The sequence below is a fragment of the Streptococcus sp. 4094 genome (assembly GCF_013277125.1).
Lineage (GTDB): Bacteria > Bacillota > Bacilli > Lactobacillales > Streptococcaceae > Streptococcus.
The window spans coordinates 63,088-77,248 of the sequence record NZ_VMMI01000007.1; the positions used below are offsets into that span (position 1 = coordinate 63,088).

General features: G+C 41.0%; 13 protein-coding genes. 5 read left to right on the top strand and 8 right to left on the bottom strand.

What is annotated here, in order from left to right; all coding sequences use genetic code 11:
- Positions 1–28 precede the first annotated feature (28 nt).
- The 3 genes from HT721_RS01475 to HT721_RS01485 form a co-directional block, all read right to left on the bottom strand.
- Positions 29–1,540 carry an ABC transporter ATP-binding protein gene (locus tag HT721_RS01475; protein WP_004242726.1) on the bottom strand — a complete coding sequence of 504 codons (1,512 nt, stop codon included), beginning with the start codon at positions 1,538–1,540 and terminating at the stop codon, positions 29–31.
- A 798-nt stretch (positions 1,541–2,338) separates the two neighbouring features.
- Positions 2,339–3,313 carry a sensor histidine kinase gene (locus HT721_RS01480; protein WP_173228737.1) on the bottom strand — a complete coding sequence of 325 codons (975 nt, stop codon included), beginning with the start codon at positions 3,311–3,313 and terminating at the stop codon, positions 2,339–2,341.
- Positions 3,306–3,983, bottom strand: a complete 678-nt coding sequence (locus tag HT721_RS01485) for a response regulator transcription factor (RefSeq protein WP_000548991.1) — start codon at positions 3,981–3,983, stop codon at positions 3,306–3,308. The genes HT721_RS01480 and HT721_RS01485 overlap by 8 nt, the downstream gene beginning before the upstream one ends.
- A 155-nt stretch (positions 3,984–4,138) precedes the next feature.
- On the opposite strand from HT721_RS01485, the gene HT721_RS01490 reads away from it, so the two are divergent.
- Positions 4,139–5,212, top strand: a complete 1,074-nt coding sequence (locus HT721_RS01490) for a DUF2974 domain-containing protein (RefSeq protein WP_173212455.1) — start codon at positions 4,139–4,141, stop codon at positions 5,210–5,212.
- Positions 5,213–5,270: 58 nt separating this feature from the next.
- Here the strand turns inward: HT721_RS01490 and HT721_RS01495 are convergent, their stop codons facing one another.
- Positions 5,271–5,708 (bottom strand): Rrf2 family transcriptional regulator, encoded by a 438-nt coding sequence (locus HT721_RS01495; protein ID WP_001166796.1) that lies wholly within the window; start codon positions 5,706–5,708, stop codon positions 5,271–5,273.
- A gap of 75 nt (positions 5,709–5,783) precedes the next feature.
- Positions 5,784–6,626, bottom strand: a complete 843-nt coding sequence (locus HT721_RS01500) for a metallophosphoesterase family protein (protein ID WP_173212453.1) — start codon at positions 6,624–6,626, stop codon at positions 5,784–5,786.
- A 111-nt stretch (positions 6,627–6,737) separates the two neighbouring features.
- On the opposite strand from HT721_RS01500, the gene HT721_RS01505 reads away from it, so the two are divergent.
- Positions 6,738–7,388, top strand: coding sequence for a metal-dependent transcriptional regulator (locus HT721_RS01505; protein ID WP_173212451.1), 651 nt, complete (start codon positions 6,738–6,740; stop codon positions 7,386–7,388).
- Between the two features lie 162 nt (positions 7,389–7,550).
- Positions 7,551–7,964 (top strand): hypothetical protein, encoded by a 414-nt coding sequence (locus HT721_RS01510; protein WP_173212449.1) that lies wholly within the window; start codon positions 7,551–7,553, stop codon positions 7,962–7,964.
- A 38-nt stretch (positions 7,965–8,002) separates the two neighbouring features.
- On the opposite strand, the gene dtd is transcribed toward HT721_RS01510, so the two are convergent.
- Positions 8,003–8,446, bottom strand: coding sequence for a D-aminoacyl-tRNA deacylase (gene dtd, locus HT721_RS01515; protein ID WP_173212447.1), 444 nt, complete (start codon positions 8,444–8,446; stop codon positions 8,003–8,005).
- 30 nt (positions 8,447–8,476) lie between these two features.
- Positions 8,477–10,699 (bottom strand): bifunctional (p)ppGpp synthetase/guanosine-3',5'-bis(diphosphate) 3'-pyrophosphohydrolase, encoded by a 2,223-nt coding sequence (locus HT721_RS01520; protein WP_173212445.1) that lies wholly within the window; start codon positions 10,697–10,699, stop codon positions 8,477–8,479.
- A gap of 379 nt (positions 10,700–11,078) precedes the next feature.
- On the opposite strand from HT721_RS01520, the gene HT721_RS01525 reads away from it, so the two are divergent.
- Entirely contained in the window at positions 11,079–11,306 is a 228-nt protein-coding gene (locus HT721_RS01525) for a hypothetical protein (protein WP_345694211.1), read from the top strand.
- A 123-nt stretch (positions 11,307–11,429) separates the two neighbouring features.
- Positions 11,430–12,059 (top strand): MBL fold metallo-hydrolase, encoded by a 630-nt coding sequence (locus tag HT721_RS01530; RefSeq protein WP_000690840.1) that lies wholly within the window; start codon positions 11,430–11,432, stop codon positions 12,057–12,059.
- A 128-nt stretch (positions 12,060–12,187) separates the two neighbouring features.
- Here HT721_RS01530 and pepO read toward each other — a convergent pair whose 3' ends face one another.
- Complete coding sequence (gene pepO, locus HT721_RS01535) at positions 12,188–14,080, bottom strand: endopeptidase PepO (protein ID WP_000199257.1); 1,893 nt, start codon at positions 14,078–14,080, stop codon at positions 12,188–12,190.
- Positions 14,081–14,161 lie beyond the last annotated feature (81 nt).

The window sequence follows — 14,161 nt, forward strand, 5'->3', positions numbered from 1 at the left end:
ACTATGCGTTTTATTCTTTATAATTTAGCTATTTCAAAATTACAAGTTCTCCATTCTTAATTTCCCAAACTTGGTCAAACTTACTTAATAATTCGTTTTGGCGATGTAAAGTAACAATGACGGCGCTTGGTAGTTCCAGAACTCTTTCCAATTCCATTTTAAACTGATTAGTATCCAAGGCAGAGAAAGGTTCGTCTAGGATAAGCAATGGATTTTTACGATTTTTCTCACGATTTAAATACATTCGTTGTTGCTGACCACCTGACAGGGATTGTGGTGGAATTTTTTCAAAATCTTCTTCTCTGAATTTTTCATTGAAACTATTGAATAGCGTTACATTATTTTCATAACTCGAAATAAATGTATGTTCTTGTTGCAGAATCATACCGAATCTTCCCCAAAGATGGTCCAAAACAAGCCCATCTAGCACAATTTGTCCTTCAAAATCTTCATCTGTTCCATTTAAAATGTTGAGAAGACTACTTTTTCCAGACCCATTCTTACCAATAAGCGCAATTTTATCCCCTTTTTGAATCGTAGCGGAAGTAATTATCAATTTTGATTCTCCCAGTTGTTTGGAAATGTTTTTCAAAGTAATCGTATCAAAAGAATGTTGAGGTGCTTGAACTGAAACGGGTCTCCCAACAATGTTTTGAAAACTCTTGATTACAGGCTTTACGGACTCTAACATTTGTAAATCATAAAGGATTTCCTGTATTGGTTCAGAAAAAGCATTAATATATCCGAAACTCGCCACCACCTCAGGAATACCGAGTTGCTGGTGAGATAGAGAGTAGGCTAAATAAATAAACAGAACAAGACTAATGAATTCAAAAGAAACACCTGTCAATAAGATGCCTGTAATTTTTGTCAAACCATACTTAAAATACTTATCCTGCAAATTCTTTAGAGAACTCTTTTGTTGATTCAAAAAATGCGACATAGTTAGTTTATTTACCAAATGATGTCCCATGAGCAAATCCTCCAAAGTTCGATAGTAATCTCCTTGTTTTTTCAAGTAAACCTGTCTACGATTAGCGGTCAACTTCCCAACGATTTTAGGAATTTGAATACTAATTCCAGTAGAAAAGATTAAAATCAGTGATACAATAGGATTAATTGTTCTGCTAATAATGAAAGCGTAAATGATGATACGTAAAATTTGTTTGATAAAACTCATCAATGGAGGAAGGTAATCCTTTTCCAACGAATCTAGGTCATTAGATTGATAGGAAATATACTCTGCTACTGTTTTCTGCTTGAAATCGTGGTGACTGAGTCCCAGAAGTGAACGAAACCACTCATTTTTCAAAGTAGTCGAAAAGATAATCCCCTGCTTCCAATCAAGTATCATTTGGATATAGTTACAACTCAAATAGCCTGCCACTGACATAGAGTAACCATATAGAGCTACTTGATAATCCCCTTTGATTAATGCCTGCGTGAAATACGGTAACAAAGCTGTGCAGATATTCGATACTACACCAAAAAGAAAATTAAAGAAGAGATACCATCTAATAGTTTTAAGATATGGTAGCATATACGATACTCCTTTCTAATGCGTTTTTTTACATATCGCAGAACAATCTCTACTATTCCCTATTTCAGATAGTGCGATACTCGGACATTGAGTGCAATAATTGTAAATCACACAAGTACTGCCGTTTTTACTATCATTCAAAATATAATTTGCTATTTTGTAAAATATAGGTCTATCCCATGTTTCTTTGATAGATGTAAAATGAATATTTCCAATACTTCTATTGAAAGTAAGCTTTTTCAGTTTTTCTAACGATTTAGGCTATTTCGTGACACACCCACAATCCGTGAAAATTCTGGTTATATCAGATTATGTGATTTTCGTAAGAATTTTATATTGTCTCCAATCATGGCAGTCTCCTTTTACTTGATAAAACTATTGTAACATTTAGAAATTAAAAACTGGTTCAAAATCAATAGAATGTGTGTATTCGATACATTCAATAAATTCTTGGAAACAGTTCCACACCAGTTACACAAATCTATATACACCTATCTCATTCAAAATAAAAAGAAAGCTGCAGTTCTTTTAATCCTGTATCAACGATTCATTCTGAAATCGAATAGGAGACATTTCCCAAGTCTACAATTCACTTCATCTCAAATTAATTTTTGTAATTCACCTTTAGTTTATAGATTTTATACTCAACAAAAGTATAAAGCATACAAAACTTCACTTTGAACCAGTATTTATACTATATTCCGTATTAAAAATTCTATTATTGGTTTTGTAAAAAACAGTCTTCAAATATCCTGAAATATAGCAAAAAGAGATTGGGTAAAAACTCATTGTCTCTTCTCACTCAATTATCAGATTCATATCGGAAAACTTAATTCTTACTATCGTTCCTTTTCCAACCTCAGACTCGATACAAATCTGGTGCCCCAGTTCTTCAGAAATCTTCTTAGATAGATAGAGGCCAAGTCCAGATGACTGCTGAGTTAGGCGTCCATTATATCCTGAGAAACCGCGTTCAAAGACTCGGAGGACATCACTATTTTTTATCCCGATTCCTGTATCCTTGATACAGAGTTCCTGGCCTTCCATATAAATCTCCAGACCACCTTCCTTGGTGTACTTGAGGCTGTTTGAGATGATTTGCTCAATAACCACTAGTAGCCACTTTTTATCCGTCACAATTTCTTTATCAAGGTCATATAGGTTGACATTTAGGCCTTTTTGAATAAAGAAAAGAGCATATTTACGAATTATTTCCTTGACCAAATCCTCGATTTGCACCTGCTTTAAGACCAAATCATCATGGAAACTTTCTAAACGCAGGTACTGTAAAACTAGATTGGTATAGGAATCAATCTTGAAAATTTCCTGTTCTAATTGCTGCTTCAGTTGGCGGTCGGCTACTTCTGCAACTAAGAGTTGACTGGCTGCAATGGGGGTCTTTATCTGATGGACCCACAAGGTATAGTAATCCAACAAATCCGTCAGTTTTCTTTCTGCGTCAGACCTCTGCTGATAGAGTTCCATCTCACGCGCTTCTAATTTTTCTGCTAAAGCTATTTCCAATGGAGATTTGGCTTCCCTCTCACCATAGAGAAGTTCCTGACGATAGACCTGCATTTCAACCAATATGTCCCAAGTAAAAAATAAGATGGTTACAAAACAACACAAGAGGAAAAAGTAGAGAAAGTAAATTCCCAAACTGGCAAATAAAAACTGAAAGAGCAAAACTAGAAATGCTAAAGCAAGCAGATAGACAAACAGACGACTACGGGAGCGCAGATAGGCTAGAAAAAATTGTTTCCAATCAAGCATGCTTCAGACCGTACCCTATCCCTTTCTTAGTTTCGATAAATCCTACCAAGCCCTGCTCTTCCAACTTTTTACGCAAACGAGCCACATTGACAGAGAGGGTATTATCATCAATGAAAAAGTCACTGTTCCAAAGTTCCCGCATCAGGTCATCACGCGCTACGATATTGCCCGCATGCTCAAACAGAACTCGTAAAATCTGGAATTCATTCTTAGTCAAATTCAAGACTTGCCCTTGATAATGTAAATCCATGGATTTGGTATTGAGAATCACACCGGCGTATTCCAGTAAACTCTCGTCACGCCCAAACTCATAGGAACGACGCAACAAGCCCTGAACCTTGGCTAAAAGAACCTGCTGGTCAAAAGGCTTGGTCACAAAGTCATCCGCCCCCATATTGATTGCCATGACAATATCCATAGCCTGATCTCTCGAAGACAGAAACATGATGGGTACCTTGGAAATCTTGCGAATCTCCTGACACCAGTGATAGCCATTAAACAAGGGCAAGCCAATATCCATGAGGACCAGATGAGGTTCCGACTGAACAAAAAGACTCAAAACTTCCATAAAATCTTCTACCAGCACCACTTCAAATCCCCATTCAGAGAGCATTTTTCCGACTTGTTGACGAATGACCTGATCATCTTCTACTAGTAAAATCTTGTGCATGCGCTCCTCCTTTTCTATTATTATAACAGATTTTTCCATGCTGGAAGGTCTGAAACTGAATTTGAAAGAGCTTGTTTTTAGCCAACAAAATGAGGCAACCCTACTAGCTAATTTGAGGGAAATTTGATAAGATAAACAAAAAGAAAGGAGCTCTTATGGCCAATATTTTTGACTATCTTAAAGATGTCGCACACGATTCCTTTTACGACTTACCTTTGAATGAATTAGACATTTTAGCCCTAACAGAAATCACCTACCTCTCCTTTGATAATCTGGTCTCCACAACTCCTCTGCGACTTTTAGACCTGGCAACTCAGGTTCCAAGGGAGCCTAACATGTTGACCAGCAAAAATCGCCTCCAGCTATTAGATGAACTAGCTCAACACAAACGCTTTAAAAATTGCAAACTCTCCCATTTTATCAACGACATCGACCCTGAGCTTCAAAAACAATTTGCGGCTATGACCTACCGCCTCACTCTCGATACCTATCTGATTGTCTTTCGTGGGACAGATGACAGTATCATTGGCTGGAAGGAAGATTTCCACCTGACCTATATGAAGGAAATTCCTGCTCAAAAGCACGCCCTTCGCTATTTAAAGAACTTTTTTGCCTACCATCCTAAGCAAAAGGTCATTCTGGCTGGGCATTCCAAGGGAGGAAATCTAGCTATCTATGCTGCTAGCCAAATTGAGCAAAGTTTACAAAATCAAATCACAACAGTTTATACCTTTGATGCGCCTGGTCTCCACAAAGAACTGACACAAGCTGCAGGCTATCAAGGGATAATGGATAGAACCAAGGTCTTCATCCCACAAGGATCTATTATCGGTATGATGATGGAAATCCCTAACCACCAAATCATCGTGTACAGTACTGCCTTGGGTGGTATCGCCCAGCACGATACCTTTAGTTGGCAGATTGAGGACAAGCGCTTCGTCCAACTGGATAAGACCAACAGTGATAGCCAACAAGTCGACACAACCTTCAAGGAGTGGGTGGCCACAGTCCCTGACGAGGAACTTCAACTTTACTTCGACCTTTTCTTTGGCACCATTCTTGATTCTGGTATTACTTCTATCAATGACTTGGCTTCCTTCAAGGCGCTTGAACACATTCATCATCTCTTTGTCCAAGCGCAATCCCTCACTCCAGAAGAAAGAGAAACCTTGGGACGCCTTACCCAGTTATTGATTGATACCCGTTACCAAGCCTGGAAAAATAGATAAAAAAACTTATGAAAAGGTAAAAAACTTTTCATAAGCTTTTCTTGTTTTAAAGAAGAATTCACTCCTTCATTTGACTCTCTGCATCGGCCACGACTTGTTCTAAACTGGTCTGACCAAGCTCTGCCTCCATAGCCAACTGAATTCTCTCCAATTTTTGATCCAAAACATCATGAATATGAGCTCCAACTGGGCAATTTGGATTTGGATTGTCATGGAAACTAAAGAGTTGACCAGTCTTACCAAGACACTCAACCGCTTGATAAACATCTAATAGACTAATGTCTTTGAGGTCCTTGACAATCTCTGTTCCCCCTGTTCCGCGCGCGACTGAAATCAGCTCTGCCTTCTTCAACTGGGACAAGGTCTTTCTGATAATGACAGGATTGACCCCAACACTAGCAGCCAGAAAATCACTGGTCACCTTGCTTTCCTTCCCCTTGAGGGCAATGATTATCAGCATATGAGTCGCAATGGTAAATCTACTTGGAATTTGCATCCTCTTCTCCTTTTTACGAGGCTCCCCTGCCTCTACTCTTCTTTTTCTTTTATTATACCCTTTTTAGTTGTAATGTCAATCGTTACCACTTTTCAACCAAGCATCTAATTCCCTATCATAACCCTCTTTCTGGGCTAATTCTCTCAGAAATTCCTGATTATGAGTATGGTGGATACCATTGACCAGACTTTCATAGTAAACCTCAAAATAAGGAAGTTTGAGGTCTTTAGCCAGCTGCAATTCAGCTGCCACATCGTAGTCTACCCGTCGGAAGTCCATATCTACCAAGCCCTTGCCATCAAACTCCAAAATCATGTACTGGGCTCGCAAGTCCTTCCGCAGCTGAGCGTCCAAAAAGAAAGGTTGCCCAATCGAACCCGGATTGACAATCAATTGCCCACCAGTCCCGTAACGAAGCAACTGCTGGTGAATATGACCATAAACAGCAATATCACAAGGGGGATTGGTCACCAAGCGGTCAAAGTCCTCTTGTGCTCCAGTATGAATCAACTCACGCCCCCAGTTCTTATCAGGCAGATGATGGCTAATTCCTACCGTCAAATCACCAAACTGACGATGAATCTGGAGAGGTTGATTGTGGAGCATTTCGATTTCTTCTAGGGAAATTTCCTCTAAAACATACTGGCACTGGCGCAAGAGATAGCGTTGACTGGGACGAGTACTATCCAATTCCTTGCGGACACCATGCCACAGACTATCTTCCCAGTTTCCCAAAACTCTAGCTGTAATCGGTAGTTGATCCAACAAGTCCAAAATCCTTCTACGCCCTGTCCCTGGCATGAGAATATCTCCCAAAAGCCAGTATTCATCCACTCCTAGCTGCCGAGCATCTGCCAAAACAGCCTCCAAGGCGGTGGTATTTCCATGAATATCTGAAAGAAGAGCTATTTTCGTCATATCCATCTCCTCGTTTTTTCTCTTGCAATAAGTATAACATAAAAAGTCACAGCTAGAGAAATCTAGCTTTTTTTGATATACTAGATAAAGATATTAGACAAGAGGAAGCGAATGACCCCGAATAAAGAAGACTATCTAAAATGTATTTATGAAATTGGCATAGACCTGCATAAAATCACCAATAAGGAAATTGCGGCCCGCATGCAAGTCTCTCCCCCTGCTGTAACTGAAATGATTAAACGGATGAAAAGTGAAAATCTCATCCTAAAGGACAAGGAATGTGGCTATCTACTGACTGACCTTGGACTTAAACTGGTCTCTGAACTCTACCGTAAACACCGCTTGATTGAAGTTTTTCTAGTTCATCATTTAGACTATACGAGTGACCAGATTCATGAGGAAGCTGAGGTCTTGGAGCATACTGTCTCTGACCTTTTCGTGGAAAGACTGGATAAATTGCTAGGTTTCCCTAAAACCTGCCCCCACGGAGGAACCATTCCTGCCAAGGGAGAACTCCTAGTTGAAATCAATAACCTGCCACTAGCTGACATCAAGGAAGCTGGCTCCTATCGCCTAACTCGGGTGCACGATAGTTTTGACATTCTCAGTTATCTGGACAAGCACTCACTTCACATCGGTGATCCGCTCCAAGTCAAGCAGTTTGATGGCTTCAGCAACACCTTCACTATCCTTAGTAAAGATGAGGATTTACAAGTAGGTATGGACATTGCCAAACAACTCTACGTCGAGAAAATCGACTAATTTCTCAAGTCCCCTACTAACCCTGAAAGTTTTATTTTCAGGGTTTTCTTATCTATTTTTTATATCAAAAAAGATAGCAAACGCTTTCACACTCCAACTAAATATTGTATAATAATTATAGAAAACATTACGTCACTAACATAAAAAAAAGGAGGGCTTATCATGAAAAAAATCATCTCCATCAAAACCATTCAACTTCTTGTCATTGATGGAATCATGCTGGCATTTTTGACATTTAAAGAGGGGCTTACTTGGGATTGGATTTTGATTTACAGTGGTTGGCTCATTTTCTTTCATCCTGTGCTATTGACCTATCTGTCCAACCAGCTTTGTGACTACTTTAGTCAACTCTATTCCCAGATTAGACCGAGATTCTGGCGTTTTTCCTTGCAAATCCTCCTATGGGATAGTCTAATGATTCTCTCCTTGATATTTTTAAGTCGCATCCCACTTTTCCTTCAGGGTACCCTCCTCATCCTAGGACATTTCATCCCCTCCTATCGCATAAGCCAAAGTCTGAAAAGAGACTTCCCCAAGGCCTATCAGAAACAGATTTCATTTTGGAGTATTTTATGATAGATGAGAAAGACCAAGCCCAGCCGGCTTGGTTTTTCTCATCTATTTTTAGTATCAAGGATAATGGTGACTGGTCCGTCATTGACCAACTCAACTTGCATATCCGCTCCAAAGATACCTGTCTGAATGGGTACTTCTTGCGCTAATTTTTGATTGAAAGCATCATAGAAGTCTGATGCCATATCAGGTTTGGCTGCTCCTGTGAAGGCTGGACGATTGCCTTTCTTGGTATCCGCAAAGAGGGTAAACTGAGAAATAGAAAGGATTTCTCCTTCAATATCTTTGACAGACAGGTTCATCTTACCTTCTGCGTCTGAAAAAATCCGCATATTGACAAGCTTTCTCACAGCATAGTCCAAATCTTCCTCTTGGTCCTCTGGTCCAACACCAACCAGCAATAAGAGTCCCTGATTGATTTTCCCCTGAACCTGACCTTTAATGCTCACTTGGGCTTTTGTAACCCGTTGGATAATGATTTTCATAATAGCCTTTCTAGTTAAGAGCTAGGACAATTAGCCGTTGGTCCGTTTGACAGAGTAAACTTCTGGCACACTCTTAATCTTATCTACGACCGTGGTCAGCGTAGAGAGGTTGGCAATACCGAAGGACACATGGATATTGGCAAACTTCATATCTTTGGTTGGTTGAGCGTTAACAGTTGAAATATTCTTGGTTGTGTTTGAAAGAACTTGCAATACATCGTTCAATAGTCCTGTACGATTGAGGCCGTAGATATCAATATGGGCCATATACTCTTTATTTGAGCTAGAGTACTGGTCTTCCCATTCCACATCAAGGAGACGTTGCTCGTAGTTTTCTTGGGCGCGCAGGTTCATACAGTCCACACGGTGAATAGCCACACCTCGACCCTTGGTAATGTAACCGACAATATTGTCACCAGGCACTGGATTACAACACTTGGCAATCCGCACAAGAAGACCTGAGGCACCTTCAATAACCACACCACCCTCATGCTTGACCTTGAGGGTTTCTTTGTTTTCAACCTTGACTTCGCCACCCTTGACAAGTTCTTCTGCCTCCGCCTTGGCCTTGGCACGTTCTTCTTCACGGCGTTCCTTTTCAGTCAGACGGTTAAAGACGGTAATGGCACCGATTTCGCCAAAACCAATGGCTGCAAAGAGGGATTCTTCTGTCTTGTAGCTGGTCTTTTGCAGAACTTGGTCCATATGACGCTTGTCCATGAATTTATTGGCCACATAGCCGTTTTCTTGGAACTGGGCCATCAACATCTCACGACCCTTGTTAACAGACAATTCCTTATCTTGATTTTTAAAGAATTGGCGAATCTTGTTACGCGCCTTGCTGGTTTTGACCATATTGAGCCAATCACGGCTCGGCCCAAAAGAGTTGGGGTTGGTAACAATCTCAACCTGATCTCCTGTCTTGAGCTTGGTTGTCAGTGGGACCATACGACCATTGACCTTGGCACCAGTTGCTTTTTCCCCAACTTTTGTATGGATTTCGTAGGCAAAGTCAATCGGTCCTGAATCTTTGGGAAGAGAACGGACAGCTCCATCTGGGGTAAAGACGTAAATCTCCTCAGCCAGATAGTTTTCCTTAACAGAGTCCACAAATTCCTTGGCATCATCAGCCTGGTCTTGGAGCTCCATCATCTCCTTGATCCAGTTCATCCCAATAGCCGATTCCTTGCTGTTAACCTGCCCCTTAACGCCTTTCTTATAAGCCCAGTGAGCCGCAACCCCGTACTCAGCCACCTCGTGCATGGCCTTGGTCCGAATTTGGAATTCAATCGGCCCTTTTGGCCCATAGACAGTCGTATGGATAGACTGGTAACCATTGGCCTTGCGGTTGGCGATATAGTCTTTGAAACGGCCAGGCATGGGTTTCCAAAGTTCATGCACGTAACCAAGCATGGCATAAACATCACTTTGGGTATCCAAAATACAACGAATGGCAATCAGGTCATAGATTTCCTCAAACCGTTTTCTCTTGTCCTGCATTTTGCGGAAAATCGAGTAAATATGCTTGGGACGACCGTAAATCTTCCCTTTCAAGTGACGATCTGTCGTATATTCCTCTAATTTTGTAACTACCTCATCCACCAAGGCTTCACGCTCTCTGCGCTTTTCCTTCATCATATGGGTAATCTTGTAAAACTCCGTTGGGTTGAGATAACGGAAAGACAAGTCTTCCAATTCCCATTTGACACTAGAAATCCCCAGACGGTGAGCAAGCGGTGCATAGATTTCCATAGTTTCTTTGGAAATACGCTCCTGCTTGTCTTTTCGAAGGTGTTTCAGGGTCCGCATATTGTGCAAGCGGTCAGACAGTTTGACCAAGATAACACGGATGTCCTCAGACATGGCCATAAGCATCTTGCGATGATTTTCCGCTAATTGTTCCTCGATTGATTTGTACTCGACCTTACCAAGCTTGGTAACCCCATCTACGATTACCCGTACATCAGGACCAAACTCCCTTTCCAAATCGTCCAAGGTCGCATCTGTATCCTCCACCACATCATGCAAGAAACCACAAGCTACCGTTACGGCATCCAGCTTGAGTTTGGCTAAAATACCTGCCACTTGGATGGGGTGAATGATATAAGGTTCACCTGATTTACGATATTGACCACTGTGGCAATCCACCGCATAGACCAAGGCCTTATGGACAAAATGGACATCCTCTTCCGTTAAATATTCTTTGGTTAAAGCGACAACTTCTTCGCCTGTTAAATTCACTTCTTTTGGCATCTCTACTCTCCAATTCTTCCTACCATTTTATCACTTTTTTAAGAATATGAAAACTAGATTGGAACAGAATAAGAAAAAAATAATTCAGAATTGCTTGATAATTCTGAATTATTAGTCTATAATATATTACGAAGTTAGATTTTAAACTTAGGTGATAGAAGGAGAGATAGAAGAACGGAAACCATATTGTAACCGAAAGACTTTCTGACTTCCCCAATTCCATTGAATATACGAAAGATAAACGGTGGAATTCGTGTCACATACACTGGTACCTTGACTGGATTTTAGAATTAAAATCCTCAAGATGCTTTCTTTTATCCTTTAGTTTATAAGGAGAACACCTATGAAAAAAACTGCTATTTCTATCTTTGCTCTCCTAGTGTTAGGAGTTAGCTGCCTGTTCCTATTCAGCCAGCAAAGTTATAAAAAAACAGTCGTTCAATACTATGCTAACGACCAGAACCTGCCCAATAGGATAACTTATAGTGAATATAGCGATAAACGAGAAGCCAACTATGGTGGCACTCTAAACATCACATCTATCAAACAAGCTAATGACGGAGTTTATGCAACCTATGAAGGGCAATTGACACCTCTCCGATATTGATAAATTGATAACCAGCCTGTCTTCATCTAGTCATGCTGGTTTTTAAGTTCATCCTAAATCCTTACCTATTCTCCCTAACTGTGCTATACTTAATTTAGTACATTCTTTGAGATTGGAGCTAGTATGAAAATCCATAAAACCGTGAATCCTGTTGCCTATGAAAACACCTATTACCTAGAAGGCGAAAAGCACCTCATCATTGTCGATCCTGGTAGCCATTGGGACGCTATTCGCAAGACGATTGAGAAAATCAACAAACCCATCTGTGCTATTCTATTGACCCACGCTCATTATGACCATATCATGAGTCTGGACTTGGTTCGTGAGACTTTTGGCAATCCTCCTGTCTATATCGCAGAGAGTGAAGCCAGCTGGCTCTACACTCCTGTCGATAATCTCTCTGGTCTCCCTCGTCACGATGATATGGCAGATGTGGTCGCAAAACCTGCAGAGCACACTTTTATCTTTCACGAAGAATACCAACTAGAGGAATTTCGTTTCACTGTCTTGCCAACACCAGGACATTCTATCGGTGGTGTTTCTATCGTCTTTCCACAAGCTCACTTGGTCTTGACAGGTGATGCCCTGTTCCGTGAAACTATCGGACGAACAGATCTTCCAACTGGTAGTACGGAGCAACTTCTCCATAGTATCCAGACCCAACTCTTCACTCTACCAAACTACGATGTTTATCCAGGACATGGTCCAGCTACAACCATCGCTCACGAAAAAACTTTCAATCCCTTTTTCTAGTAAAATGATGACAATCAATAGCACAATTTAAGTAAACTATCCAGCAAATCTTTCCACTATAAAAGGCATCCTATCAAGGTTTTCACACCTGATTGGATGCCTTTTTTCTGATGACTAAATTTTTTGCCTTACCAAATAATCACGCGCTCTTCTGGTGAACGCCACATACCGTCTCCTTCTTTGACATCATAGGTTGTAAAGAAATCATCGAAGTTTGGTACTTGTACATTGACACGGAGTTTGGCTGGCGCGTGCACATCGACGCTGGCCAAAAGTTTCATAAATTCTGGACGACCTTTCATACGCCAGATGCGACCGAAGTTGTAGAAGAATTCTTCTGCTGAGAAGTCTGGTTCTCTCTTAGCTGCTTCAAGGGCTGCAGCGATTCCTCCCAAGTCAGCCACGTTTTCTGACACAGTCAATTTACCATTGATGGTTGCTCCATAAGAATCCTGTCCATCAAACTGGTCAATAACTTTTTGTGTTTTCTCCTTGAAGGCAGCATAGTCGCTCTCTGTCCACCAATCCTTGAGGCTACCATTTTCATCAAAGGAAGCTCCGTTGGTATCAAAGGCGTGGGAAATTTCATGGGCAATAACTGCCCCAATCCCACCGTAGTTAGCAGAAGATGACTGATGCAAGTCATAGAAAGGAGCCTGTAAAATGGCCGCTGGAAAGACAATCAGGTTCTTCTGTGGATTGTAGTAGGCATTGACCATATGAGCAGGCATGCCCCATTCCTTATAGTCTACAGGCTGGTTCCACTTGCTCCAACTGTGCTTGATTTCCACACGCGCAAAGGCTAGAGCATTGTCAAAAAGACTAGCAGTCTCATCCACTACCTTGTCCTTGTAGCGTGCTGGCAATTCTTCTGGGTAACCAATATAAGGCTTGATGACATTGAGTTTGACGATGGCCTTGTCACGAGTTTCTGGAGTTAGCCAGTCATTTTTGGCCAAGCGCTCCTTATAGACATCAATCATGGTTGCCACTTTTTTCTCTACATCTGCCTTGGCCTCTGGAGAGAATTTTTCATGGGCATACCAAAGACCTAAGGCTTGTTTGAAAGGACCTTGTGCTAGCTGGTAGGCTGCCTTGACCTTGTCTTTGGCTTCTGGAACTCCTGAAAGCGCACGGCTATAGGCACCTGACAAGACACGGATTTCTTCTGTTAAATAGCTGGTTGAGAGATTCACAACACTTAAAATTAAGGTTGCCTTGAGGAGAGGCCAAGCTTCTTCACTATAGAATTGGTCTGCGGCTTGCCAGAAACGTTCCTCGTCTACGATAACCTTGTCTGGTACTTGTCCAAGAACAGCTTGGAAGAAGTCATCCAAAGGTAGGGCAGGCGCAAATTTCTTGAAATCTTCATAAGCATATGGATGGTAAAGTTTAGCATATTCTGAACTTTCTTCATTAGAAAGAACTACTGCTGCAATTCGGCTGTCCAATTCAAGTCTTTTCTCTAGCAAGTCTTCAATTTCTTCATCAGAGAAATCATAAGCCTTGAGGAGATTTGCGCTGCTTTCTTTCCAAAGAGTCAAGAGCTCCTCGCGCTGAGGATGGTCTTCTGCATAGTAGGTCGTATCTGGCAGGATCGTGCTTGGAGCACTAGCCCATAGAACATTGATTCTGGCATCCATAAAGTCTGGCGATACACCAAAAGGAAGGAAATTAGGTTTTCCTGCAAGCTCAAACTCTGCTAGTTTAGCTGTAAAATCCGCAAAAGTCTCCAATTCTTGGAATTCTTTAAGAAGTGGTAAGACAGGTGTGATACCGTCAGCTTCTCTCTTGTCAAAATCACGAACTAGGCGGTGATATTTGACAAAGTTTGCCAAGATAGCATCCTCAGGCACCTCTTCTCCTGCCAACCACTTGTCTGTTGTCGCCAGCATCAGATCTTCAATTTCCTGGTCTAAATCAACAAAACCTCCCGTTTGAGACTTATCTGCTGGAATTTCAGCTGTCTGTTGCCATTCCCCATTGATAGCATCATAAAAATCATCTTGATAACGTGTCATCTTGTTCTCGCTTTCATTTGTACTTGTTTTTAGCTTAACAAAAATTGCTTGGGAATGCAATTAAAAATGAACGGATGTTTC

Coding starts and splice junctions, on each gene's coding strand:
- HT721_RS01475 (WP_004242726.1), bottom strand. CDS start 1,540: ATGCTACCATATCTTAAAACTATTAGATGGTATCTCTTCTTTAATTTT.
- HT721_RS01480 (WP_173228737.1), bottom strand. CDS start 3,313: ATGCTTGATTGGAAACAATTTTTTCTAGCCTATCTGCGCTCCCGTAGT.
- HT721_RS01485 (WP_000548991.1), bottom strand. CDS start 3,983: ATGCACAAGATTTTACTAGTAGAAGATGATCAGGTCATTCGTCAACAA.
- HT721_RS01490 (WP_173212455.1), top strand. CDS start 4,139: ATGGCCAATATTTTTGACTATCTTAAAGATGTCGCACACGATTCCTTT.
- HT721_RS01495 (WP_001166796.1), bottom strand. CDS start 5,708: ATGCAAATTCCAAGTAGATTTACCATTGCGACTCATATGCTGATAATC.
- HT721_RS01500 (WP_173212453.1), bottom strand. CDS start 6,626: ATGACGAAAATAGCTCTTCTTTCAGATATTCATGGAAATACCACCGCC.
- HT721_RS01505 (WP_173212451.1), top strand. CDS start 6,738: ATGACCCCGAATAAAGAAGACTATCTAAAATGTATTTATGAAATTGGC.
- HT721_RS01510 (WP_173212449.1), top strand. CDS start 7,551: ATGAAAAAAATCATCTCCATCAAAACCATTCAACTTCTTGTCATTGAT.
- dtd (WP_173212447.1), bottom strand. CDS start 8,446: ATGAAAATCATTATCCAACGGGTTACAAAAGCCCAAGTGAGCATTAAA.
- HT721_RS01520 (WP_173212445.1), bottom strand. CDS start 10,699: ATGCCAAAAGAAGTGAATTTAACAGGCGAAGAAGTTGTCGCTTTAACC.
- HT721_RS01530 (WP_000690840.1), top strand. CDS start 11,430: ATGAAAATCCATAAAACCGTGAATCCTGTTGCCTATGAAAACACCTAT.
- pepO (WP_000199257.1), bottom strand. CDS start 14,080: ATGACACGTTATCAAGATGATTTTTATGATGCTATCAATGGGGAATGG.